Raw genomic sequence first — 22,655 nt, 5'->3', positions numbered from 1 at the left:
AGAGATTGAGACTATTGTGTATCTGATGCTATGAGCATAACAGCAATTAGAACAGACATATGATTTTATGCTGCCAGTCAAATTTTCGCCGATTCCTATATATAATTCAACATTTGCAGTTATTTGTGAAAATAAAGCAGGAAAGTAAGTAAGATGATAACAAGTGGTACTAAAATTGGTTCAATAGAAGGCACTAGAGGGGTAGCAGCATTTATCGTCCTTCTTTCTCATTTAAGCTTAACTTTTTTTCCCTACCTTCATTCCTTTGAGGTTTCTCCAGATTCACAATATTACATCCAAAATATTTTACATAATTCCCCATTTGCTTTTAGTTATTCAGGAACATTTGCCGTTTATGTATTTTTTGTCTTGAGTGGTTATATTTTAACTCATGTTGCCTCGAAAAAAAACTTCTATGAATTTGCTGTTATGTTCTTAAAAAGATACCCTAGATTAATGATTCCCGCGACTATTTCATGTGTCCTTGCTTATGTAGCATTTAATACTCCATTTTTATCTTGTAAAACAATGCTTACTGATTGGATTAGAGAATATGGTGACTTTAACTATACTTTTATTGGTGCTGTTTACAACGGAGTGATTGAAAGTTTCATCATTGGGAAAAGTGCATATAATCCTGTGCTGTGGACTATACATATTGAGCTAATTGGATCTTTTTTTATTTTTGGTTTGTGCTTTTTAGAGAAGTTTAATTTGTTCAACATTAGAGGATTATTCGTACTGCATTCGGGTCTCATTATATGTTTAACTGGCATGGCTTTGTTCACTAATGAACAAATCGGATTGGGATTAATAGCATTTATGGCTGGGCAGCTACTCTACTGTGCTAAAATAAGGATTGTACCAGGACTTTCAATAGCTATTTTTTTAATAGGTATATATTTAGCTGGAGCACACAACGACAGTTTCTCCTATTCATGGCTAATATTCATCTTGGGCAATAAAACATATACAATATGCAATTTTTTGTCTGGCATACTTGTTGTTTACTCAATTATCTTAAATGAGAGGTTGAGTGACCTCTTCAGTAAGAGAATGTTCATTGTTATGGGAAAACTATCTTTCTCTGTGTATCTAATTCATTTGCCTATTATCTCTACTATTGGAGTTTTTGCTTTTAGCAAAGCTTATAGCTTCATAGATTATAATGGTGCTGCTGTCTTGGCTTGTTCTATTGTCATCTTGTTCACATATATGATGGCTAATGTTTTTTACATTTTTGTTGAGCAACCGGGTCTAATGATTTCTCATAAATTATCTGAATCTATTGTTAGTTTTTTTAGTTATGGTTACAATGCAGCAGAAGATTAAAGTTACCTACATATTTACCCACCATATTCGTTGGGTTTTCTTTGAATTAGTCGCCAAATACATCGACAAGAGTCGGTTCGCAATTGACTATGTGATTCTCAATGAAGATGACCCGATTATTTCATTTTTAAATGAGCTTAATATCTCTTATACTGTCACATCCTATAGAGATTACAGCAATACTCCAGAGGTTGTTAAATTTATCTATGAACACTTGATCAAGAATAAAACCGATATTGTTCAGACTCATTGGTTTGCGGGAAGCTTGGCTGGAATGCAAGCTGCTTACTATGCCCATGTTCCAGTGCGAATTTTCTACAGGGAACATCCTTCGATTAAATACTATACACGCCATGCACCAAGCAAGCACCGCTTAATATGGGATTGTGCAACCAATATTATTGGTGCAAGCAATTCATGCAAGCATGGCATGATAGAAGATGGTGTCCCGGAGCATAAAATCACGCTTCTACCATTGGGATTTGATATTAATGAATTTGAGAATGTAGATTATTTTCGCATTGAGAAATTGCGATCTAAATATCTACCAAAACATAATGGCCCTGTTATTGGTGCTGCTTCGAGATATGTCAAGTCAAAAGGAGTTGAATACCTTATTGAAGCACACAAGAAGGTTCTCGAAACTTATCCCAATGCAATTTTAGTTCTTTCAGGGACACATACAAATCGTGTCGATCTAGAGGAAAAGATGCGTAATGCCCATGAAGACAACATCGTTGCACCTCAATACCAGGATATTATTAGCATCACAGATAAGTTGTCAGAATTACCTGAGCATAGCTATATTGAAATCCCATTTGAGGAGGATCTCTTTGCCCTGTTTAGATTATTTGATGTGTTTGTTCATGTACCCATTCATCCCTATCAGGAGACATTTGGCTTAGTCTATGTAGAAGCAATGCTGTCAAGAGTTCCATCTGTGATTACGCTGGCCGGATGTGCTTTAGACCATGGGGTTCATCAAGAAAATGCCTGGGTTGTTGATTACAAGAATAGTGACCAAATTGCTCAGGGAATAATAGAACTTTTAAGTGATTCTTCCCTCAGAGAAAAGATCATTAACAATGCTTTTCAGTGCGCCCAACAATATGACATCAAGAATCACATACAACGTCTGGAAGAATTTTATGTGCATGAGCTTCAAAAGACAACAAAAATTTAGAGCCTATCAAAAAGGCAGATAGCAGCGAAGTCCAAATTATACCAATAAACTCCGATTAGTACCAATGTGGATCTTTCCCAAAAATTCCGATCGGTGTCCTTAAGTAGATATCCGAGGAGGGTTACATTGCTTCAATACGACTTTATATATCGCTTTCTAAAAACAGCGGCGGTTAATTATGAAGATATCACCCTCAGAAAATGAAATGAACAACTTTTTTTTGAAAAACAAACAAAATCTACCAATTTGGTTAAAAATATCAGTTATTTTTATGATTGGGCTAGGGATATTTTTTCGCTTTGGACATTTAGATAACAAAGCAATCTGGTTTGACGAAGCTTTTACCTTCCTGGCGATTTCTGGTCATACTGTCACAGAAGTGGGGCAAGAAGTTTCTAATAATGGCATAGTTTCTATTGTAGCTTTGGATAAATATCAACACATTAACCCAGATCGAGGTGTTAATGATACTGTTCGCTATTTAATAACATCCGATCCCCAGCATCCACCTTTGTATTATGTATTGGCAAGATTGTGGGCGCAACTATTTGGGGATTCTGCCACTGGAGTGAGAAGTTTATCAGCAGTGATCAGTCTGTTGATATTTCCCAGTGTGTATTGGCTGTGTTTAGAATTGTTTGAGTCTCCAGTTGTTGGGTGGGTCGCAATGGGTCTAATGGCTATTTCTCCTTTGGAGATTTTCTTTGGTCAAGATGCACGCCAGTATGGTTTGTGGATGGTGACAATTTTGGTAAGCAGTGCTGCTTTGTTGAGGAATATCCGAAGGGAAACATTATTGAATTGGACAATCTATTCCCTGACCCTGGTTGCTGGATTATATACCCACTTATTTACCGTTTTAGTGGCAATAGCTCATGGTATTTACATAGTTTTTCAACAACGCTTTCGCCTTAACAAAACGCTTGGTAATTATCTGCTGGCAACGATCGCAGCATTATTTATGTTTAGTCCCTGGATAGTTGTATTAATCACTCATATCAGCCTAGCGAAAAAACTTACGTCTCATGTATCATTCTTCAAATTAGATAATCCTGTTGATTTAATTGCGATTTTACTGACTCAGATATCTCGAATATTTTTTGATATTAACTTTAGTAGTTATACTCCTGGTGTAAATCAATCATTTTGGGAAATAGAGCCTATAAATTATAGCATTATATCTGGTATTTTTTCCTTATTTTTAATCTTGTATATCTTTTATGTACTTCTGAAAAAAGGGATAAATCAAATTTATTTGTTCCTAATTTTTTGGGGAGTGATACCATCTATCAGCTTGCTGTTACCAGATATGATTTTAGGGGGGGTTCGCTCAACTATTTTTCGATATCAGTTGCCTTTATATCTTAGTCTCCAAATTGCTGTTGCTTATACTTTAAGTATCTATATCTTCTCGGAGAAGTGCTGGCATAAAAGAATTTGGCAATGTGTAATGATTGGATTTTTGGTGGCTGGACTGATCTCGGATGTGTCCTTATTTAAAGCTGATACTTGGTGGATACAAATTGGCAATAAAGGTGTTCTCGCAACGGCTAAATATATCAATAAATTTGAGAAACCTTTATATTTAACTAGCAATTATATGCCAAATATCGGCGAGTTACTAATCTTAAGTCATATGTTAGATTCGAGTACCAACATACTGATGATAGAGGATGGTTATTTGCCAATACTTTTGCCTGAAACTGATAATATATTTTTGTTTGATGATTCGATTATGATGGCCAATAGCAACAACTTGATTACTCGATTTAAGGAAGATAAAACCTATTCCCTCAATTTAATTGACGAACCACGAATAGAACTGTGGCAAGTCGAAAAAATTCAGTAAGAATAGATTTTTTGAGATCAATATTCGCGCTTCGTAAGGAGCAAGAAAGCTCTAAATCTTGATGCCAAGACGGACTTCCTTATCAATGCGGGTTAGCATGGGGCCGGGTACTTGCTTAAAATAATCATCCGTGGCTTTGCGCGATCCTGCCCAACAGCCATAGTCATCAACAATGAGAACGCCTCCGGTTGAGAGTCGAGGATAGAGTAGATCAAATTCTAGGGCGGTGGATTCATACCAATCGGTATCTAAGCGCAAAACTGAGATGGTTTCTGGCTTGATTTTTGGCAAGGTTTCGATAACATCTCCTTCAATAAAATTAATTTCAAAATCAAAATTATAGGCGGAGAAAGCTGCTTTAACGTCATCTAATAAGGCGTAACACCAGCCAATTTCATCCCCATATTTCTCCATCATTTCAAAGCCAGTATTTCCCCGTTTGTCCACATCAAATTCGGTGGGGGTTGGCATACCCCGAAATGTGTCATATAGATATAGTTTACGATCGCGGATGTTTCGGGCTTTCATAATTAAGGCTGCCAGTAAAGAGCTTCCGCCTCTCCAAACGCCGCATTCCACAATATCACCGGGTATATTCCGATCAAGTACATAGTTAACTGATGTATAAAGGGCAAAAACGGCCTCTTTACTCGTCATGGTGTAAGGCATTACCTGCTGATATAAATCCATAAACACGGGATCTTTATCAATATCGGGCGTGACTGGATCTATCATAGTCACTTGATGCTTGGTGGAGAAAACGATTGTGCGTTCAGTAGTCATGGCAATAGTAAAGTTTAGGAAGGGTTCAATAAGATAGATTTTACAAAGCTTTCGTGATTATACATTAATATTTATCTCCCGTTAGCGTGAGGTGATGATGATGGATCGATATGCTGGATAATTAGACCTTCATTTCCTCGTAGATCAACAGTGTTTCCCAATTGTCCCCCCTGCCGATCCATGAATGTAGAAAGGAGAACTGTTGACTGGTTACGAAAGTCTGTCGGTAATATCCATTCCTGGTATTGAGAACTGAAGTTTAAAGCTACAATGATATCTGATGTCTCGTTAAAGCGTTGGTAGCAGAAAAGCTCTGGAGGTGAATATAAAGAAAGGTATTCACCAAGTTGCAGGGCGGATTGTTGCCGACGTAAGCGTAACAGCGATCGCGTCAGTGCCAGAAATGATCGGGAGTTATGCTTCTGTGCCTTGACATTGATACTGCTGTAGTCATGGGTGATCGGTAGCCAAGGCTGGACTGATTCCCCACAAAAACCCCCATTAGCCGAGTTATCCCAGAGCATCGGAGTGCGTTCAGGATCGCGCCCCACCCCAATACCCGGAGCTTTTATTTCCCAAGGATCTTGGATATGCTCGGAGGGAATCCAGCCATCTTCCATACCCAGTTCATCTCCGTAGTAAATCGTTGGTGTACCCCGAAGAGTAAGCAATAGCATCATGCCGATTTTGGCTTGAGCAAGTCCAATTCTGCTAGCGACGCGATGCTTATCATGATTGCCCAAGGACCAATTTGGCCATGCACCGACTGGCAGTAATCTCTCGTAACGCTCAACAGTTTCTCTGGCGGATTCGGCACTCCATTGAAAGTCAGAGGACATCAATTCTGAATTGAGGGGTAAATGCAGTTCATCATTGGCTCCATAGTGCTTAATAATTTCTTCTAGGGATTTATATAGTTCACCAATCAAAACGCGATCGCCATACTGATCGACAAGCCTTCGTAGCAGGCGATTAAAATCGTGAATTTCTGGTATGTTCTTGCTAAAAACTTCAATCAAGCGATCGGATGGTTCCATGCCAGGATGCCAGTTGGGATTCACGGGATTATCTCGAAACTGCGAATCTTTGAAGGCACGATAAGCCGCATCAACGCGGATACCATCAACCCCTCGCTGTAGCCAAAAATGGAGGACATCTAACATGGCTTGTTTAGCACCAGAACTACGCCAATTCAGATCGGGTTGCTCCTTCAAAAAAGAGTGTAAATAATATTGTTCTGTTTGTTCATCCCATTCCCAAGCCGAAAGTCCGTCAAAACGTCCAAGCCAATTATTAGGAAATTCACCGTTTGGCCCTGGATCTTTCCATATATACCAATCTCGCTTGGGATTAGTCCGAGAACTGCGGGATTCAATAAACCATGAATGGCGATCAGAAGTATGGGCAGCCACAAAGTCAATCACAATCTTGAGATTGCGCTCATGGCAAGATCGGATCAAGGTATCTAGTTCTGAAAGGTTGCCAAAGATAGGATCAACATTCTTATGATCGCTAACATCATAACCAAAATCGGCCATAGGAGAAGGATAGAATGGTGTCACCCAAATGGCATCTATCCCCAGCCATTCTAAATAATCGAGTCTCTGGATAATGCCGGGGATATCTCCGATGCCGTCACCATTTGAGTCCTGAAAACTGCGTAGATAAGTTTGATAAATAACAGAAGACTTCCACCAAGGAGAATGAGACATTTCTGGTATGAGTAAGTAAAAACAATGGAAAATGATTTAGATTACATGGAAGTCTATTATGGCATATCCTTCGTTCCAACAGACATTTTTTCTCAGGCTTACTGTCCGTGGAAGCATCCCGAATTGGCAAATATATCGGTAGGTAGGGGCGTTGGCGCAGCCGGCGCGCCGCGCATAGACCGCAGAAGTTCGATGGTTATAAGCTGGGATTGAATGCGGTCAAGATCACGCTCCTACAAAGTCGGTTGTACATTTTTTGGTACGATCTACCATACCAAATAAATTGCCCGTACAAAAACAACGACTTCACTAACGATGATGACAGCACAGCCAAAAATTAATGTCACCTGTATATTTACCCATGCCATCCGTTGGGTTCCATTTGAATTCGTAGCCAAATATATTGATGAGATGGGCAGGTGATACCTGTTCCACTTGGTAATTATCATCAAGATGAGGCTTCAAGCCTAAGTTTAAGACTCAAAAATGATATTTAGCGAGATATTCTAATGCCATTCTCGAACCGTAGGCAACTGCCTTTTGGGACGAACATTGTGGTAACATTCCCCGATGAAGTAGTTGATTGACTTCATCTTGATTATGGAGAGGGACTAATCGCAAATGTTCGCTCAGAGCAACGGTTTGAAAATAGCTATCAGGTTGCCCAGTTTGAGTGACAAAAACTAGGTCAGTTTCACTGGTAAAGGGATTACCCGCAATTCCAATTAATTTGGTATTCTCAGGATTTAAGGTTGAATGAATCCCGACTTCTTCCGCTAATTCCTGTTGAGCATCTGCATAAAAATTAACTTTTGCTAGGTCTTCTCTAAAGGTCGCTAAACCGGCAACAAAATTGAGTAAACCCGGATTATCCACATTGCCCGATCGCTCTCCAATATAAACATAACCCTCTTGAGAAATGGGAACAACAGTTACAGCGATCGCCTTAGCAAAATAGGCGTAGGGATCTTGATAATTTTGTAGTCCTTTAAGCATTAATTTCAAAGCATCGGTTTTACTGCGATGTAAATCCTGAGCGTAACGGGGGTAAGTCGTTGGCCCCGTTTCTAAAAATAAAACTTGATTTTCAACAAACCAATGGCCTGTAACTCCGGCCCCTGACCATCGCAATTTACGCTCATCATAATCCCCTGGATTACGACCATCAGTAATTTCTCCCTGGTCAATTTGGGGTTGAATAACTTGCTGAAGATAATCTTTAAACCGAGTTGAAATCGGTTCACCTTGCCAATTTTGAGGAGCTTCACCATAACAGGCAGAAATAGCCTTAATTGCGCCGATTTCCTGATGATCTAAAAGCACAATATAGTCTTGATTTTGCTGTAAAGATTTGATGAAGCGATCGCCTTTAGGTAGTGATAAAACTCTCTGGCAAATTTGCTCTAAAATAGTATTAAATTCATAGTTTTGCATTGATCTACTTTATTATTATTGTCAAAAATTTAAGATTTAATTATTTTGATAAAATTCGAGAATTTTATCAATCACAAAATCCTGTTCTTCTGTTGTTAAACTATAGGAAGACGGTAGAGAAATCCCTTTTTCGTAGGCATTTTCACTAATCGGATAGGTTTGACTCTGATCTACCATATCCCGATAGCAAGGTTGCTGATGCAAAGGACAGAAAAAGCGACGAGTTTGAATGCTTTCATTGAGTAAATAGGTTTCCAGTTCAGCCCGATTTTCACTATAAAAAGAGGTAAACCAATGGACAGGGGAACAGCGTCGATCAATGGTTAAAATTTGTAACTGAGGAATATCAGCCAATTCTCGATCATACTTGTCATAAATTTCCTGTTTCTTTTGGATAATCGCCGGTAATTTTTCTAATTGAGCCACCCCGATCGCTGATTGTAATTCCGTAATGGAAAAATTAAAACCAATATGCTCATGGACAAAGGTCCCTCGGCGATCGCGTCCATGATTTTTCAGACGACGACAAGCTAGGGCAATCTCATCATTTTGGGTCAAAATAATCCCCCCTTCTCCACAGGTAATCGTCTTATTGCCATAGAAAGAAATCGCGCTGACATCGCCCTGTAAACCAACGTGTTCACCCTTAAATTTCACCCCGATCGCCTGGGCCGCATCCTCAATAACTTTCAGATTATATTGAGCGGCAAATTCCAAAACTGCCGTTAAATCTGCACTTTGTCCGTACAAATGCACAGGCATAATCGCCTTGGTTTTCTCCGTGACCAGTTTTTCCGCCGCTTCGACATCAATACATAAAGTATCGGCTTTAATTTCGCAAAAAATAGGTTTTGCTCCCGCCATAATCACCGCATTAGAAGAAGCCACAAAGGTTAAATTGGGAACAATAACTTCATCGCCATAACCGATATTTAGGGCTTTCAACCCACAATACAGAGCCGTTGTGCCATTAGATGTCGCGATCGCGTGTTTCGCCCCGGTTATTTTTTGCACTCCGGCTTCAAACTCAGCAGTAATTTGGTTCTCGGTCAAGTATGTAGAGTCTATGACACGCTTGACGGCTTCTAACTCAGCTTGATCAATCCAGGGCTCAATTTGCAGAATCATTCCCATGATATTTTCCTTCATTTAGACAAAAAACCAACATATTCACCAGTCGTTAATGAATCACTAACGCTCGTTTAAGGATTATACACTAGGCTGATTAATTTGACGAATAATTTCAGTCATCGGCCAATAACCCCAAGATGCTGTAATTTTCTGATTTTCCAATTTGAAAATCTCTAAAGCTTCAAATTCCACTCGTAATCCACTCGGGGGGAAACCCGCAAATTCCCCCAACTGCGTCCCGGTAAAACGACCGCGAAAGACCACTTTATTATCTTCTTCAATCAGATCGTCAATGCGTACCTGAATATCGGGGAAACTGGCATGAGTTTTCTTTAAAATGGCGATCGCATCTTCAATACTTCTAACTTGGGGTAAACTATGATCGTAATAGTTAGGCACAAAATACCTATACATCGCTTGGTAATCTTTATTGTTATATATTTCAAAAAAAACAGCCACAATTTCTTTATTAGTTAAATCACTCATAAAATTTAAACCCAAATATTCTCCACCATTATAACATAATTTTGTCAGTTGCTTCGACTCAAATAATTAATTAAAAAAATCACCAATAAGATCGAGCGAGCGAGCGATCATTTAAAAACCAAATAGCACAAAGGTTTCAGAGATATAGTGACTTCAAATAACTCTCCGAGCGGGCTCACCTGACCGTCTTAAGATTTTATTTATCAACAGTCTCTATGCCGCTGGATTCGGGTAAGCACGATGAATTTGATCGATATTAGCCAAAATAATCTCATCTAATTCAATGTTAACACTCTCCAGATTTTCTTGCAGTTGTTCAATTTTTGTTGCTCCAACAATCGTGCTAGTAACAAACCAACGATTTCTCACATAAGCTAAGGCTAATTGGGCGGGTGTCATCCCGTTTTCATGGGCTAAATTGACATAAAGTTTGGTGGCTTCCATTATAGATTTTTGATCGTAATGGGAATAGATTTCTTTAAATAAGTCTAATCGAGATTTTTGGGGAATATCCGTTAGATATTTGCCGGTTAAAAATCCAAAAGCTAAAGGGTTATATGCTAATAATCCAACATGATTTAACCGACAGGCTTCGGCTAAATTGACATGAAATAGACGGTTCAAAAGACTAAAGCCATTTTGAATAGACACAATTTTAGGTAAATTCAATTGTTTGGCGATATGACAAAATTCACAAACTCCCCAAGCGGTTTCGTTACTGACTCCTAAATAACGAATTTTACCCGCTTTAATCAGAGTGGCAAAAACTTCTAATTGTTCAGCAATAGGTATAGTTTCCCTTTCCCATTGAGGATCATAGTCAGGCTGACCGAAAAGAGGAACATAGCGATCGGGCCAATGAATTTGATATAAGTCAATATAATCGGTTTTTAAACGTTTAAGACTGCCTTCAATTGCCTCGGTGACATTGGCTTTGTCAATACGATTTTTACCGTTTCTAATCCAAATTAATTGAGGACTAACTCCGGCAATTTTAGTGGCAATTATTAACTGGGAACGTGGCTGTTTAATTAACCAATCGCCAATATATTCCTCCGTCATACCCTGGGTTTTTGTTGGATTGGGAAAAGGATATGTTTCGGAGGTGTCAATAAAGTTAACCCCTTGAGAAACCGCATAATCTAAGAGTTGGTGAGCCTCTTCTTTGGTGTTCTGATATCCATAAGTCATTGTTCCTAGGCAAATCTCAGAAACTCGTAGATCGCTATCACATAATTGGTTGTATTTCATCTTAAGTTTATGTAAGTGTTAGGTAAGGGAAAAAATTTGTAGGGACTGAATAGATTCAGTCCTGTGGGATATATTATACGAAACGAGTCCCACCATTGATTTTGCGGCGGGTGACATATTCCCGGATATCCGATGTGACCCAATTCTGTTATCATAGTTTGAATAGGACTTAGTGGTCGGTTACGCGCTCACACTCTTCTACTGGATACAGGGGACGGCTATGACCTGCGTGTCCTGGTTGCCCGCCTCGCTTTTTTCCCGTTGGCTTTTTTTCTTGACCTTCTCGACGTTGGGAGAGTCTGAGGCGGGAGGGCGATGAGAGTTCTTGCAGATGCTTGTAATTCTTTGAGGTGCTGCTCTAGTTGCTCTATCTTCAAACCTAGCTTCACTACTAATCGTCTTGTGAGTGATATAGTCTGAAACAAGATACTGAATGACGAATCTACAACATCACCATGAATAAGAGCAGAATCAAAGTTTACATCGGGACAACAATTGACGGATACATTGCCAGAAAAAATGATTCTTTGGATTGGCTTCTTAAATTCCCCAATCCCAAAGGAATTGACCACGGATATTTCCAATTCTTATCAGGCATCGACACGGTTATCATTGGAAGAAAAACCTATGAGGAAGACCTAAAATACGCAAGCATCAATATGGGAGGAAAATGGGCTTCTAGTAACTGTAGAGTGTACATTATAACAACCAACAATAACTATCAACCACAGACCGAAAATACAGAAGTTATCCGACAACTAGACCAAAAGACTATTGATAAAATCAGAACCGAAAGTCAGAAAGATATTTATGTCGTTGGGGGCGGACAAATAATTTCTGAACTTCTCAATCTCGGCGCAATTGATGAAATGATTCTTTGCATAATTCCGATCGTTATTGGGAGTGGAATAAGATTATTTCCAAACTATCCAAAGGAAACCAATTTCGATTTGGTCAAGGTTGAACATTTTGAAACAGGGGCAGTAATTCTAACATACAAATCAAAAACCTAATTTATTGGTTCTACAGAACTGAATTATGCTTACCTAATAAAGTTCAATTAGGGGGCGATGGGAGAATCACTTCTCCCACCTCCCATTCAGAACGGAACGTGCCACTTTCACGGCCCAGCCGCTCCTACCTACGCTGACCTCTTACATAGGTACGACTACCAGGGTATCTCGTGCAGCATTTAACCTTCTCAAGTCTGTTCATAGCTGAACAAAACTGAGAATAGTATGGCATCACCAACAATGGTGAAGGATGCTGCCATCAAAGCTAATCCTTAAAGAACTTAAAGAATTAGCGCGTTATTACCTTTCTTCTCCTTTTACAACAGAAGAATTGTTCTCAGAAGGGTAGTGCTGAGATCCAAGCTTACTTCACCTGGCAGCTAATAGAATCCCTACCCGAACTGTTTCCGGGCATGAATTGTAAATTGCTACATTTTACCAGATTTAGCAAAATATAGCAAGTAATGATGAGGATTTTGCTCACCTATTATCAGGTCTTACCTTCTAGCACATATATATTTTGTGAAAGTGCTAATATTTAAATTAAAGCCGCCCTAAAAGGGCGGGGTTTCAGACCCAAGGTTTCCGATGATATAGGCATCAGCCTTGATTCATCAAAAGCTACCATATATATATGCCACTTTTTTGCTGCCACCGCTAGTACATCGGCGTTGGAGTTGACTACAGTGGTATTTTGCCAACTCAACCCCGCTCTAAGTCTATTGTGAGAACATTTGTGAGAACATTTTGCCCGAATGCGATCGCCAGCAGAGGAGCTTTCGGGGGACGCGGCAGAGGGAAAAACATCTTTCCAGGGCAAATTTAGGCAAATTATGACAAAAAAATATAGAATTCCCGGTTAATCCCGAAAATCCAGATAAAATAAGTCTGCTGTAATAACGGTGCAATTGCCTCCTCATGTCTGCAATCTCCGAATCTCCCTTTTCCCCCGAAGAAATCGCCTCCGAAGGTATTACTCCTGCGGAATATGAAGAAATCTGTAAGCGTCTCAGACGCCACCCCAACAAAGCCGAACTGGGGATGTTTGGCGTCATGTGGTCGGAACACTGCTGCTACAAGAACTCCAAACCCCTCCTGAGCCAATTTCCCACTCAAGGTCCGAGAATTTTAGTTGGGCCGGGGGAAAATGCCGGAGTGGTAGACCTGGGCGACGGTTTACGACTGGCGTTTAAAATTGAGTCCCATAACCACCCAAGTGCGATCGAACCCTTCCAAGGGGCTGCCACTGGGGTTGGCGGTATTCTGCGGGACATCTTTACAATGGGTGCTCGACCGATCGCCCTTTTCAATGCCCTGCGTTTTGGTTCCCTCGATGATGCCCGGACTCGGCGCTTATTTGCGGGGGTCGTTGATGGGATCTCACACTATGGTAACTGCGTCGGCGTACCCACCGTGGGCGGTGATGTTTACTTTGACCCCGCTTACACTGGCAACCCCTTGGTCAATGTCATGGCTTTGGGCATCATGGAAACCCCGGAAATTGTCAAAGCCGGTGCCTCTGGAGTGGGCAACCCCGTGCTCTATGTGGGTTCCACCACCGGACGGGATGGTATGGGGGGCGCGGCATTTGCCAGTGTGGAATTGAGCGATAAATCAATGGACGATCGCCCCGCAGTCCAAGTAGGCGACCCTTTCCTGGAAAAATCCCTGATTGAAGCTTGCCTGGAAGCCTTTAAAACTGGTGCAGTAGTTGCCGCCCAAGATATGGGGGCAGCCGGGATTACTTGTTCCACCTCAGAAATGGCGGCCAAAGGTGGTTTGGGCATTGAACTGGATTTAGATAAAATTCCAGTACGGGAAGCGGGGATGATTCCGTATGAATATCTGCTGTCCGAATCCCAAGAACGGATGCTGATGGTTGCCCAAAAAGGACGGGAACAGGAATTAATTGATATTTTCCACCGTTGGGGACTTCATGCGGTGGTTGCCGGAACTGTCCTAGAAGAACCGATCGTGCGGATTTTATTCCGAGGCGGTGTAGCGGCAGAAATTCCCGCCAGTGCTTTGGCCGATGATACGCCGATTTACGATCGCCAACTTCTCAGCGAACCGCCAGAATATGCCCAAAAAGCTTGGGAATGGTCTGTGAATGATTTACCCAGTTGTACCCGTGAAGGGATAGAACTCAACGGCAAGCAGCATTCTTGGCAAGATATCCTCTTGCAACTCCTCGATACTCCCAGCATCGCTTCTAAACATTGGGTATATCGGCAGTATGACCATCAAGTGCAAAATAACACCGTGTTGCTGCCCGGAGGGGCTGATGCGGGGGTGGTGCGCTTGCGTCCGCAACTGGAAACATCTGGACAGTTTAATCGGGCTGTAGCGGGTGTGGTAGATTGCAATCCCCGTTATGTCTATCTCGACCCCTACGAAGGGGCAAAAGCGGTGATGGCGGAAGCTGCCCGGAATTTAAGCTGTGTCGGGGCTGAACCTTTGGCGATTACGGATAACTTGAATTTTGGTAGTCCCGAAAAACCCATCGGCTATTGGCAATTAGCTTCCGCTTGTCGCGGTATTGCCGAAGCTTGTGAGGAATTCGGCACCCCTGTGACCGGGGGAAATGTTTCGCTGTATAACGAAACCCTGGATTCACAAGGCAATCCGACGCCAATTTATCCGACTCCGGTAATTGGGATGGTGGGATTAATCCGCGATTTGCAGCAAATTTGTGGCCAAGGTTTTCAACACTCTGGGGATGTGATTTATCTGCTGGGATTAGCTTTAGACCACCCGACAAGCGTTCGCCTCACTCTGGGGGCTTCAGAATATCTCGCCGCCATTCATGGGGTGGTTGCCGGGAAAACGCCCAAGGTGGATTTTGACCTAGAACGCCGCGTGCAAACCGCTTGTCGGACGGGTATTCGCGAGGGTTGGGTGCGATCGGCCCATGATAGCGCGGAGGGCGGCTTTGCCGTAGCCCTGGCTGAATCTTGCATCAGCGGCAACTTGGGCGCGGAAATTCATCTGCCTTTTACTGTGGCCAACAGTCCTAAACGTTGGGATGAATTGTTATTTGCCGAAGGTGGTGGACGCATTATCGTATCTGTGGATGCGGCACATATTTCTGCTTGGGAATCCTATTTGACAGAAAAATTGGCGAATAACTGGCAAAAATTAGGCACTGTAGGGGCGGTTGGTGGAGATTTACGAATTTTCACGGATGTTAACCAGCCCTTAATCGCGGTAAGTATTAAGGAGATGAGCGATCGCTGGTATCAGGCGATCGAAAGGCGGATGCATTAATCTAACCCCAGAAACCGGGTTTCTTGGTTGCAGAACCCCAGAAACCGGGTTTCTTGGTTGGATCTCACCGTTAACTCTGATATTCACTCCCAGAAACCGGGTTTCTTTGTTGCAGGGTTTCTTGGTTGCAGAACCCCCAGAAACCGGGTTTCTTGGTTGCATCCCACAGTTAACTCTGATATTCACTCCCAGAAACCCGGTTTCTCGGCCCCAAGTTTCATAAATGTTAAGAAAGTATTAAGATTAGTTAACTGTATCCGAGAAACCCGGTTAATTGAAGCAACAGCGTTTCTAACCTGAAATGCAGCATCGATCCAAAATCTTTTAACTAACGATAACTAACGACCCCAAACCAAGGCACATTTCTATCCATGATTCCCAACTCTTCCGTTTCTTACCAGGTGAATGAGGCTGAACAGCCTCCTGAGAAATCTCTTTCTCAGGAAAATCAGGAAAATTTAGACGAAATCGAACGCCCAGATAAGCCCGAAGAGGCTTGTGGCGTTTTTGGCATCTATGCTCCCGGTGAAGATGTGGCCAAACTCACCTACTTTGGCCTTTTTGCTTTACAACATCGCGGTCAAGAATCCGCAGGTATCGCGATTTTTGACGATGGGCAAATTCACGTTCATAAAGAAATGGGATTAGTCTCCCAAGTCTTCAATGAAACCATCCTGCAACAGCTAAAGGGCAATATTGCCATTGGTCATAATCGCTACTCGACCACCGGATCGAGTCATGTGGTCAATGCCCAACCTGCGGTCTTGGAAACCCGCTTAGGCCCGGTTGCTTTAGCCCATAACGGCAACTTGGTGAATACCAGTCAACTGAGAGAAAAGTTGCTGGAAAAAGATTGTAATCTAGTCACCACCACTGATTCAGAGATGATCGTTCATGCGATCGCTGAAGAAGTGAATAGTGGTAAAGACTGGTTGTCAGGGGCGATCGCGGCTTTCCAGCAATGCATCGGCGCCTTCAGTCTCACCATTGGCACCCCGGAAGGCATCATGGGAACTCGTGACCCCCACGGGATTCGACCCCTGGTGATTGGCATCATCCCCAGCCAACCGCAGCGTTACGTCCTCGCTTCGGAAACCTGCGCTTTGGACATTATCGGCGCGGAATATCTCAGAGATGTGGAACCTGGGGAATTAGTTTGGATTACCGAAGCAGGTCTATCTTCCTATCATTGGGCAAAACCGGAGCGAAAACTCTGCATCTTTGAAATGATTTACTTTGCCCGTCCCGATAGCTTGGTTCACGACGAAACCTTGTACAGCTATCGCTTGCGTCTGGGTCGCCAACTTGCCCGCGAAGCCCCGGCAGATGTGGATATTATCATCGGCGTTCCTGACTCTGGCATTCCGGCGGCGATCGGCTTTTCCCAAGAATCGGATATTCCTTACGCCGAAGGACTGATTAAAAATCGCTATGTGGGTCGTACCTTCATCCAGCCCACTCAATCGATGCGCGAGTCGGGAATTCGGATGAAGCTTAACCCCTTGAAAGATGTGTTGACGGGCAAACGGGTAGTGATGGTCGATGATTCCATTGTGCGGGGCACGACCAGCCGAAAAATTGTCAAAGCCCTGCGAGATGCGGGGGCAACGGAGGTGCATATGCGGATTTCCTCCCCACCCGTGACTCACCCTTGCTTCTATGGTATCGACACGGACAACCAAGACCAATTGATTGCTGCCACGAAATCTGTGGCACAAATTAAAGAACAAATTGGGGTAGATTCTTTGGCTTACCTAAGTTGGGAAGGAATGCTAGAAGCCACGGGAGAAAATACCAATCATTTCTGTTCTGCTTGCTTTACTGGAGATTATCCAATTGGTGTCCCCGATGCCCTGAAACGTTCTAAGTTGATGTTAGAAAAAGTCTAAGGCGATCGAGTGAATTAACGGATTTTTTATCCTTAAGGCGTAACCCCGGTTGCGCCTTTATTTTGTGTGAGTTATATGTGAGTGATTTCCGCGCTTTTTCCGATTGGTTTGGGATAATGGCGTTTAGCAATATACTCGGCTACAACTCGTTTACGATTTTCTCGTAAGGATAAATCAGCCGGGGCATCTTCGAGCAAATGCTGCGGATGACCTCCTCGTCTTTCTACTAGGGTTTTGCGAGGTTGTAAACTCAGCCAATGCTGATAGAGTAAACGCTTGAGGAGTTCATCGGTTGTGGTTTTTTCTTTGGCTAAAATATCCACCAGATAAGATTCAGTGGTGGGGTCTAGTTGTAAGTTCAACCTATTAATAGGGGAAATTGCGATCGCTTCTATTATATATGATTTCCAGGGCGGGGGACTAGATCGGAAAATCGCCACTCCGGTTATAATGTAAAATACCTGGGCGATCGCGATCGCCTGAATAACTTGTGATAAATCTCAAATAATCATGGGTTTATTCTTGTTTCAGGAAATCACTAAAAAACTTGGAGGCTATTAAATATGACTTGGCATATGCAATCAGGCGATCGGGTTCTTGAGGGATATGAAGCCGAATTTTATTTAAAAGTATTGCAAACTTCGTTTCTAACCGATTGGGATATATTTGTATTCGAGGAGGAAAGAAATGATCTCAAAGATTTTCAGCTTTGGGCTAATACAGGTAATAATTTTTTTCACCGGGCTAGTTTTAATCAACAAATTTATTTGATAAATTTCTGCCTAAAAGCTTTACTAAAGCCCGATGTTCCCATGCCTGAATTAGATCATATTTTAGAAGCTGCTGCCTTCTATCCCTTTGCTTATTTGTCCCAAATGATTGATGAAGAAATATCTCAGGAATTGCATTGGGCAGAGATAGAAAATGAACCTGAACCTGACGAATACAATTATTTTTATCGCCAAATCGCTTGGGATGCTTTTGAAAAAATGATCTTGCCCGATTTACTTGAATATGAGGAAGAAGAAGAGGAAGAATATGATCAAGAAGATTCCGTTAACTTATTTTACGAGCAAAAATATAAGTCAACGGATCTGAGTGAGTGGCAATTTGCCGTCGATTGTCTAGCAGATATAATTTTGTGGGATCGAGATTGGTTTTTTGTCACCGATTGGCCTCAATTGCTTGATGGTATGGATCCAGCCTATGCGGAAGCTATGGGAATTACGGAGAATTATTTTACGAATCGGTTGCCAAAAGTAAGCGATGAAGAAGCAATTGAACTTTTAAGAGAAATTATGGAATGGGAGTTACCAGAAACTTAGAAATTTTTGGGAGTTGGCCAGTGCTGCCATAACCGCGATATAATATTTAACAGAAGTAAGTAGGTGAACATAATTAATTGCACTTTTCTTTCCCCGCCGATAGGCTGTGGATTCCCGCCTGCGCGGGAATGACAGTTTTTTTCTCATTGGGTCTGTGGTGCATTTATTTCTGCCCGTCTACTTAAGCGATCGCCAATGTCATGGAAACAACAAACATTTTTGAAGTTGCCCGACGATTAATTGATAAATTGCCTGAGAATTCAACTTGGGATGATTTAATGTACGAAATCTATGTTAGGCAGGCCATTGAATCCGGCTTACGCGATCGGGAAGCCGGAAGAGTCATGTCTGTTGAACAAGTTAGAGCAAAATTTGGATTACAAATCAGTTTTTGACTGATGGGAGACTCGATCATGCAATTGACAGACTATTTTAACTTTTTGGCTCAGAATGATATTCGACTAAAAGGCACCAGGGTGGGAATTGAAACCATCCTTTATGATTTTATTTATAAATCCAGAACTCCTGAAGAAATTGCCCAAACTTATTCCTCTTTAACCCTGGAACAAGTTTATGCCACAATTTTGTATTATTTACACGAACGAGAATCAGTCAGTCAATATATGGCTGATTGGTTGGAGTGGGGCAGAAAGATGCGAGAAGAACAACATAAAAATCCTTCCCCAGTGGTGCAGAAGTTGATGAAAATTAAAGCGGAACGATCTGCGGCACAAAAATCCCTAAGTCTATGACTTTGAAGTACCTTATGGATGAAAATGTAGATCCGGTTTATTTTAAGCAATTAAGAAGACGAAAACCGGATTTAGTGGTCTGGGCAGTTGGAGAACCCAGTACCCCGTTAAAAGGAACCTTAGATCCAGATATTTTAATTTGGTGTGAGGTGAATAATTTTATTCTGGTGACGAATAATCGTACCTCTATGCCAGTTAATTTAATAGACCATTTAAAGGAAAACCGTCACATCCCTGGAATTTTTATTCTAAATACTGGGATGAGTATCGGAGAAACCTTAGATGAACTCATATTGATTGCAGAATGTTCTTTTGAAACGGAATATCAAGACCAAATTATTCATCTGCCGATTCCGAAAGACTGAAATTAGCGATCGCTATATAAGCATCCCATATTTGCATCTTGTAGAGGCTTTATGCAAAAAGCCGTCCTGACAAAACAGGAATGCAGCGATCGCGGCTATAATTTTAGGAAAAGTGGAGTAACTTTGTCACGGCGATACCCAATCGTACATTTAAAATGAAATAGCTGAGGTAAAAAATTTCCCGATGAATTTGCCATCATCATTAATGAATCAGGAATCTGGGAGTTTGTGGAATGAACCAAAATATTCTATGACAAATAGCGAATTAAAAGCTTATATTAAAGCGAATCGTAATGATGAATCCGCTTTTCACGAAGCCCTGAAGGTTCTGATGAGTCGTAGAAATGAAAATGCCCCGAAATACTCATCAGACCTGCCTATGGAGGAGATGCAAGTTGTGTTTTCGGAAAAACTTCAGTCAAAACAGTAATGGGGACAGATAAAAGCGATCGCCCCTCAGCCTGTTCTCAAACGGAGGGCGGCTGGAATCGCTTACTTGTGATAAGATGGTTTCTATCTTAGCAGTATAAAAGTTAATTGAGGTAAATTACTATGACAACAAAACAAATGATTAAAGAACGACTAGAAAATTTAACTGAAGAACAACTGAATCAAATCAATCAAGCGATCGAAGAATTGACAGGCAATCAAGATTCGGTTAAACCACCTAGTTTAATGTCAAAATTAACCCAGGTGAAAATTGATGCTTCGGAAAATTTCTCGATTCAAGTCGGCGCGAGTTTAGGGAGAGATGTCAGTGAGGGATAAGATTTTTGTTGATACATTGTTTATTGTTGCTTCGATTAATCAACGAGATCAATACCATCAAAAGGCTTTAGAACTGGCTAAAGCCTTTGAAACTTATCCCCTGATTACAACTGATGCAGTTTTATTAGAGGTTGGTAACGCTTTATCGAGCAATCACAAATATGAGGCCGTTGAACTGATTGAGGCTTTTTTGGATTCTGATGATGTTGAAGTAATCCGTTTAACTCCCGATCTATTTGAAGAGGCATTAAGTTTATACAAACAGTATCAAGATAAATCTTATGGGTTAGTTGATTGTGTTTCTTTTGTGGTGATGAAAAAAAATAAAGTGAGTCGGGCTTTAACTTTTGATAAGCATTTTGTTCAAGCTGGGTTTCAAGCATTAATGAGATGAATTATTATTATTGATCGATCGCCTTTCCTGACAATCATGGGAAGAAATGGGAAAGGCGATCGCTATAGAAGCATCCCATATTTGCATCCTGTAGGGGCTTTATGCAAAACGCCGCCCTGACAAAACTGGAATGCAGCGATCGCTATCAATGATAATAATGGTTGCATAACTATACTAGGTAAACCCTTAAACCTGTTATTACCATCAGATACATCCTTAAACCTGTCATTCCCGCGAATGCGGGAATCCACAGGTAAAATATCATCGCAAGTATTAATCTTCAATATTGCTTAAAAATTCCTTTAACCATTGAGGACCAGCGGTACTTGCTAATTGACCAGCTAAGGCTGATAATGCTGGAAAATCAAGGGGCTTAACTTCTGGTGGTGACTCAGATAAATGCTTATTGTCGGTAATACACCAAGTTGATGCAGGTTGTTTGACGCCGCACTTTTCACAGCTAATTGTGCCATCATTACTGATTTGAAGATTACCTTCACATTGATGATGTAGCCATTGATAAGGTGCTAATGAAAATTCATCAGGATGACGAGCAATTAAGTTATGGATTTGTATGTTTGGTTCTTCAGACATGGTGGTAATAATTCTCCTGATTTTTGCAATAAACAGAATAATTGAAATAAATCATTTACCAATCTCCTAAGTTTTCCATCAAGGTTATAAGCCATTGGTTGCCTGCCCGACTTGTCAATTTCCCAGATATACAAAATACATTAGCCAAGTAAGCCGATGAAGCAGAACGTTCATCTCTAATCGGTCGATCATCCATTACATTTATGTGACAAGCATAACGCCAATGTTTAACATGAGATGAATGACCACAGCCGACACATCTGTAATAAGCATTCTCGCCTATTAGAATTGCTCCTCCACAAGAGGCGTGATACCATTGACGTGGTGGTTTACAATCATAACCTCTCTCGCTAGCACAAGCAGGACACTGTATGACTAAATCATGGTAAGTTGCCATGTTTAATCACTCCTGAAAGTAATAATTGATGACATGATTTACCAATCATCTCCTAAGTTTTCCAGCAAGGTTATAAGCCATTGTTTGCCTGCGACACTTGCCACCTGACCCGCTGTAGAAATAGCATTAGCAAAGTGGGCAGAAGTGGTGGGACGATAATCAGTATGATAACCTTCATGAGCATATCGCCAATTTTTGATATGAGAGGAATAGTTACATTTAATACATTTATAGTTTGCATCATCTCCAATTTGAATTTTACCACCACAGTTATTGTGATACCATTGAGATACTGCCCCTCCAGACTCTCCATCGGCAATGCAGGCTGGACAGCGAATTTTAAGATCATAGTAAGTAGCCATTTTTAGTTCATCCTTAAATTAATAGAGTAAGTCATTACCAGTCCCCTAAATTACAGAGGAGATTAAGAAGCCATTGTCGTCCCCCAATATTCATCACCTGAGCCGCCATAGCAGATGCACTAGCAAATTGGTCAGCATTAGTATCCCAATAACTACCTTGATGAGATTTACAAGCATATCGCCAGTTTTTGATATGACTGGTGTAACCACACCACGAACAGCGATAGCAAGCATTATCACCAACTTCTAGTCTTCCTCCGCAATCACTGTGATACCAATAAGAAGGAATACCGCCTGTTTTGCCCCGATAAATACAGGCGGGACAACGAATGAAAAGATCGTAGTAAGTTGTCATGGTTTCAACAAAA

Annotated in this window: 24 protein-coding genes; 13 read left to right on the top strand and 11 right to left on the bottom strand. The window is 41.3% G+C overall.

Features of this window, described 5'->3' with window-relative positions:
* The first annotated feature begins 153 nt into the window (after window positions 1-153).
* The 3 genes from AM228_RS04275 to AM228_RS04265 all read left to right on the top strand — a co-directional run bounded on the left by AM228_RS04275 (window position 154) and on the right by AM228_RS04265 (window position 4,364).
* Window positions 154-1,332 carry an acyltransferase gene (locus AM228_RS04275; protein WP_054464861.1) on the top strand — a complete coding sequence of 393 codons (1,179 nt, stop codon included), beginning with the start codon at window positions 154-156 and terminating at the stop codon, window positions 1,330-1,332.
* On the top strand, window positions 1,316-2,515 hold the full coding sequence (locus AM228_RS04270; RefSeq protein ID WP_190877171.1) for a glycosyltransferase family 4 protein: 1,200 nt from the start codon (window positions 1,316-1,318) through the stop codon (window positions 2,513-2,515). The genes AM228_RS04275 and AM228_RS04270 overlap by 17 nt, the downstream gene beginning before the upstream one ends.
* A 220-nt stretch (window positions 2,516-2,735) precedes the next feature.
* Entirely contained in the window at window positions 2,736-4,364 is a 1,629-nt protein-coding gene (locus AM228_RS04265; RefSeq protein WP_197285213.1) for a glycosyltransferase family 39 protein, read from the top strand.
* 51 nt (window positions 4,365-4,415) lie between these two features.
* Here the strand turns inward: AM228_RS04265 and AM228_RS04260 are convergent, their stop codons facing one another.
* From AM228_RS04260 to AM228_RS04235, 6 genes are all read right to left on the bottom strand, one after another.
* Window positions 4,416-5,147, bottom strand: a complete 732-nt coding sequence (locus AM228_RS04260; RefSeq protein ID WP_072160644.1) for a TylF/MycF/NovP-related O-methyltransferase — start codon at window positions 5,145-5,147, stop codon at window positions 4,416-4,418.
* Between the two features lie 71 nt (window positions 5,148-5,218).
* Window positions 5,219-6,859 carry an alpha-amylase family glycosyl hydrolase gene (locus AM228_RS04255; RefSeq protein ID WP_054464857.1) on the bottom strand — a complete coding sequence of 547 codons (1,641 nt, stop codon included), beginning with the start codon at window positions 6,857-6,859 and terminating at the stop codon, window positions 5,219-5,221.
* A gap of 480 nt (window positions 6,860-7,339) precedes the next feature.
* Complete coding sequence (locus AM228_RS04250) at window positions 7,340-8,293, bottom strand: NUDIX hydrolase (RefSeq protein ID WP_054464856.1); 954 nt, start codon at window positions 8,291-8,293, stop codon at window positions 7,340-7,342.
* A gap of 36 nt (window positions 8,294-8,329) precedes the next feature.
* Complete coding sequence (locus AM228_RS04245; protein WP_054464855.1) at window positions 8,330-9,427, bottom strand: DegT/DnrJ/EryC1/StrS aminotransferase family protein; 1,098 nt, start codon at window positions 9,425-9,427, stop codon at window positions 8,330-8,332.
* 75 nt (window positions 9,428-9,502) lie between these two features.
* Window positions 9,503-9,910 (bottom strand): ester cyclase, encoded by a 408-nt coding sequence (locus AM228_RS04240; RefSeq protein ID WP_054464854.1) that lies wholly within the window; start codon window positions 9,908-9,910, stop codon window positions 9,503-9,505.
* A 213-nt stretch (window positions 9,911-10,123) separates the two neighbouring features.
* Window positions 10,124-11,161 (bottom strand): aldo/keto reductase, encoded by a 1,038-nt coding sequence (locus AM228_RS04235; RefSeq protein WP_054464853.1) that lies wholly within the window; start codon window positions 11,159-11,161, stop codon window positions 10,124-10,126.
* A 455-nt stretch (window positions 11,162-11,616) separates the two neighbouring features.
* On the opposite strand from AM228_RS04235, the gene AM228_RS04230 reads away from it, so the two are divergent.
* Window positions 11,617-12,174 carry a dihydrofolate reductase family protein gene (locus AM228_RS04230; RefSeq protein ID WP_054464852.1) on the top strand — a complete coding sequence of 186 codons (558 nt, stop codon included), beginning with the start codon at window positions 11,617-11,619 and terminating at the stop codon, window positions 12,172-12,174.
* A gap of 538 nt (window positions 12,175-12,712) precedes the next feature.
* Here the strand turns inward: AM228_RS04230 and AM228_RS31800 are convergent.
* On the bottom strand, window positions 12,713-12,994 hold the full coding sequence (locus tag AM228_RS31800; protein ID WP_156331524.1) for a hypothetical protein: 282 nt from the start codon (window positions 12,992-12,994) through the stop codon (window positions 12,713-12,715).
* A gap of 98 nt (window positions 12,995-13,092) precedes the next feature.
* On the opposite strand from AM228_RS31800, the gene purL reads away from it, so the two are divergent.
* Window positions 13,093-15,441 carry a phosphoribosylformylglycinamidine synthase subunit PurL gene (purL, locus tag AM228_RS04225; protein ID WP_054464851.1) on the top strand — a complete coding sequence of 783 codons (2,349 nt, stop codon included), beginning with the start codon at window positions 13,093-13,095 and terminating at the stop codon, window positions 15,439-15,441.
* A gap of 371 nt (window positions 15,442-15,812) precedes the next feature.
* The gene (gene purF, locus AM228_RS04220; protein ID WP_054464850.1) at window positions 15,813-17,330 is read left to right on the top strand and encodes an amidophosphoribosyltransferase; all 1,518 of its coding nucleotides are present in this window, start codon (window positions 15,813-15,815) and stop codon (window positions 17,328-17,330) included.
* Window positions 17,331-17,401: 71 nt separating this feature from the next.
* Here the strand turns inward: purF and AM228_RS04215 are convergent, their stop codons facing one another.
* The gene (locus AM228_RS04215) at window positions 17,402-17,770 is read right to left on the bottom strand and encodes a hypothetical protein (RefSeq protein ID WP_231636602.1); all 369 of its coding nucleotides are present in this window, start codon (window positions 17,768-17,770) and stop codon (window positions 17,402-17,404) included.
* A gap of 123 nt (window positions 17,771-17,893) precedes the next feature.
* Here AM228_RS04215 and AM228_RS04210 point away from each other — a divergent pair, with 123 nt between their 5' ends.
* The 7 genes from AM228_RS04210 to AM228_RS04180 all read left to right on the top strand — a co-directional run bounded on the left by AM228_RS04210 (window position 17,894) and on the right by AM228_RS04180 (window position 20,934).
* Window positions 17,894-18,655 (top strand): hypothetical protein, encoded by a 762-nt coding sequence (locus AM228_RS04210; protein ID WP_054464849.1) that lies wholly within the window; start codon window positions 17,894-17,896, stop codon window positions 18,653-18,655.
* Between the two features lie 200 nt (window positions 18,656-18,855).
* Window positions 18,856-19,050, top strand: a complete 195-nt coding sequence (locus AM228_RS04205) for a hypothetical protein (RefSeq protein ID WP_054464848.1) — start codon at window positions 18,856-18,858, stop codon at window positions 19,048-19,050.
* A gap of 18 nt (window positions 19,051-19,068) precedes the next feature.
* The gene (locus tag AM228_RS04200; RefSeq protein WP_054464904.1) at window positions 19,069-19,407 is read left to right on the top strand and encodes a DUF433 domain-containing protein; all 339 of its coding nucleotides are present in this window, start codon (window positions 19,069-19,071) and stop codon (window positions 19,405-19,407) included.
* Window positions 19,404-19,772, top strand: coding sequence for a DUF5615 family PIN-like protein (locus AM228_RS04195; RefSeq protein WP_054464847.1), 369 nt, complete (start codon window positions 19,404-19,406; stop codon window positions 19,770-19,772). The genes AM228_RS04200 and AM228_RS04195 overlap by 4 nt, the downstream gene beginning before the upstream one ends.
* A gap of 250 nt (window positions 19,773-20,022) precedes the next feature.
* Window positions 20,023-20,202: a DUF6887 family protein gene (locus AM228_RS04190; protein ID WP_231636600.1), complete on the top strand. Its 180-nt coding sequence runs from the start codon at window positions 20,023-20,025 to the stop codon at window positions 20,200-20,202.
* A 122-nt stretch (window positions 20,203-20,324) separates the two neighbouring features.
* On the top strand, window positions 20,325-20,540 hold the full coding sequence (locus AM228_RS04185) for a hypothetical protein (RefSeq protein ID WP_156331523.1): 216 nt from the start codon (window positions 20,325-20,327) through the stop codon (window positions 20,538-20,540).
* On the top strand, window positions 20,530-20,934 hold the full coding sequence (locus AM228_RS04180; protein ID WP_054464903.1) for a type II toxin-antitoxin system VapC family toxin: 405 nt from the start codon (window positions 20,530-20,532) through the stop codon (window positions 20,932-20,934). Before AM228_RS04185 ends, AM228_RS04180 begins: the two co-directional genes overlap by 11 nt.
* A gap of 273 nt (window positions 20,935-21,207) precedes the next feature.
* Here the strand turns inward: AM228_RS04180 and AM228_RS04170 are convergent, their stop codons facing one another.
* The 3 genes from AM228_RS04170 to AM228_RS04160 all read right to left on the bottom strand — a co-directional run bounded on the left by AM228_RS04170 (window position 21,208) and on the right by AM228_RS04160 (window position 22,642).
* Window positions 21,208-21,528, bottom strand: coding sequence for a hypothetical protein (locus AM228_RS04170; RefSeq protein WP_054464843.1), 321 nt, complete (start codon window positions 21,526-21,528; stop codon window positions 21,208-21,210).
* A 435-nt stretch (window positions 21,529-21,963) separates the two neighbouring features.
* Window positions 21,964-22,287, bottom strand: coding sequence for a hypothetical protein (locus AM228_RS04165; RefSeq protein WP_054464842.1), 324 nt, complete (start codon window positions 22,285-22,287; stop codon window positions 21,964-21,966).
* A 34-nt stretch (window positions 22,288-22,321) separates the two neighbouring features.
* On the bottom strand, window positions 22,322-22,642 hold the full coding sequence (locus tag AM228_RS04160; RefSeq protein WP_054464841.1) for a hypothetical protein: 321 nt from the start codon (window positions 22,640-22,642) through the stop codon (window positions 22,322-22,324).
* Window positions 22,643-22,655: the final 13 nt, after the last annotated feature.

Source organism: Planktothricoides sp. SR001 (genome assembly GCF_001276715.1).
In the GTDB taxonomy this organism is placed as follows: Bacteria; Cyanobacteriota; Cyanobacteriia; order Cyanobacteriales; family Laspinemataceae; genus Planktothricoides; species Planktothricoides raciborskii.
Note: the sequence above shows the minus strand (reverse complement) of the source record. Positions and strands in the feature narration are given on the sequence as shown.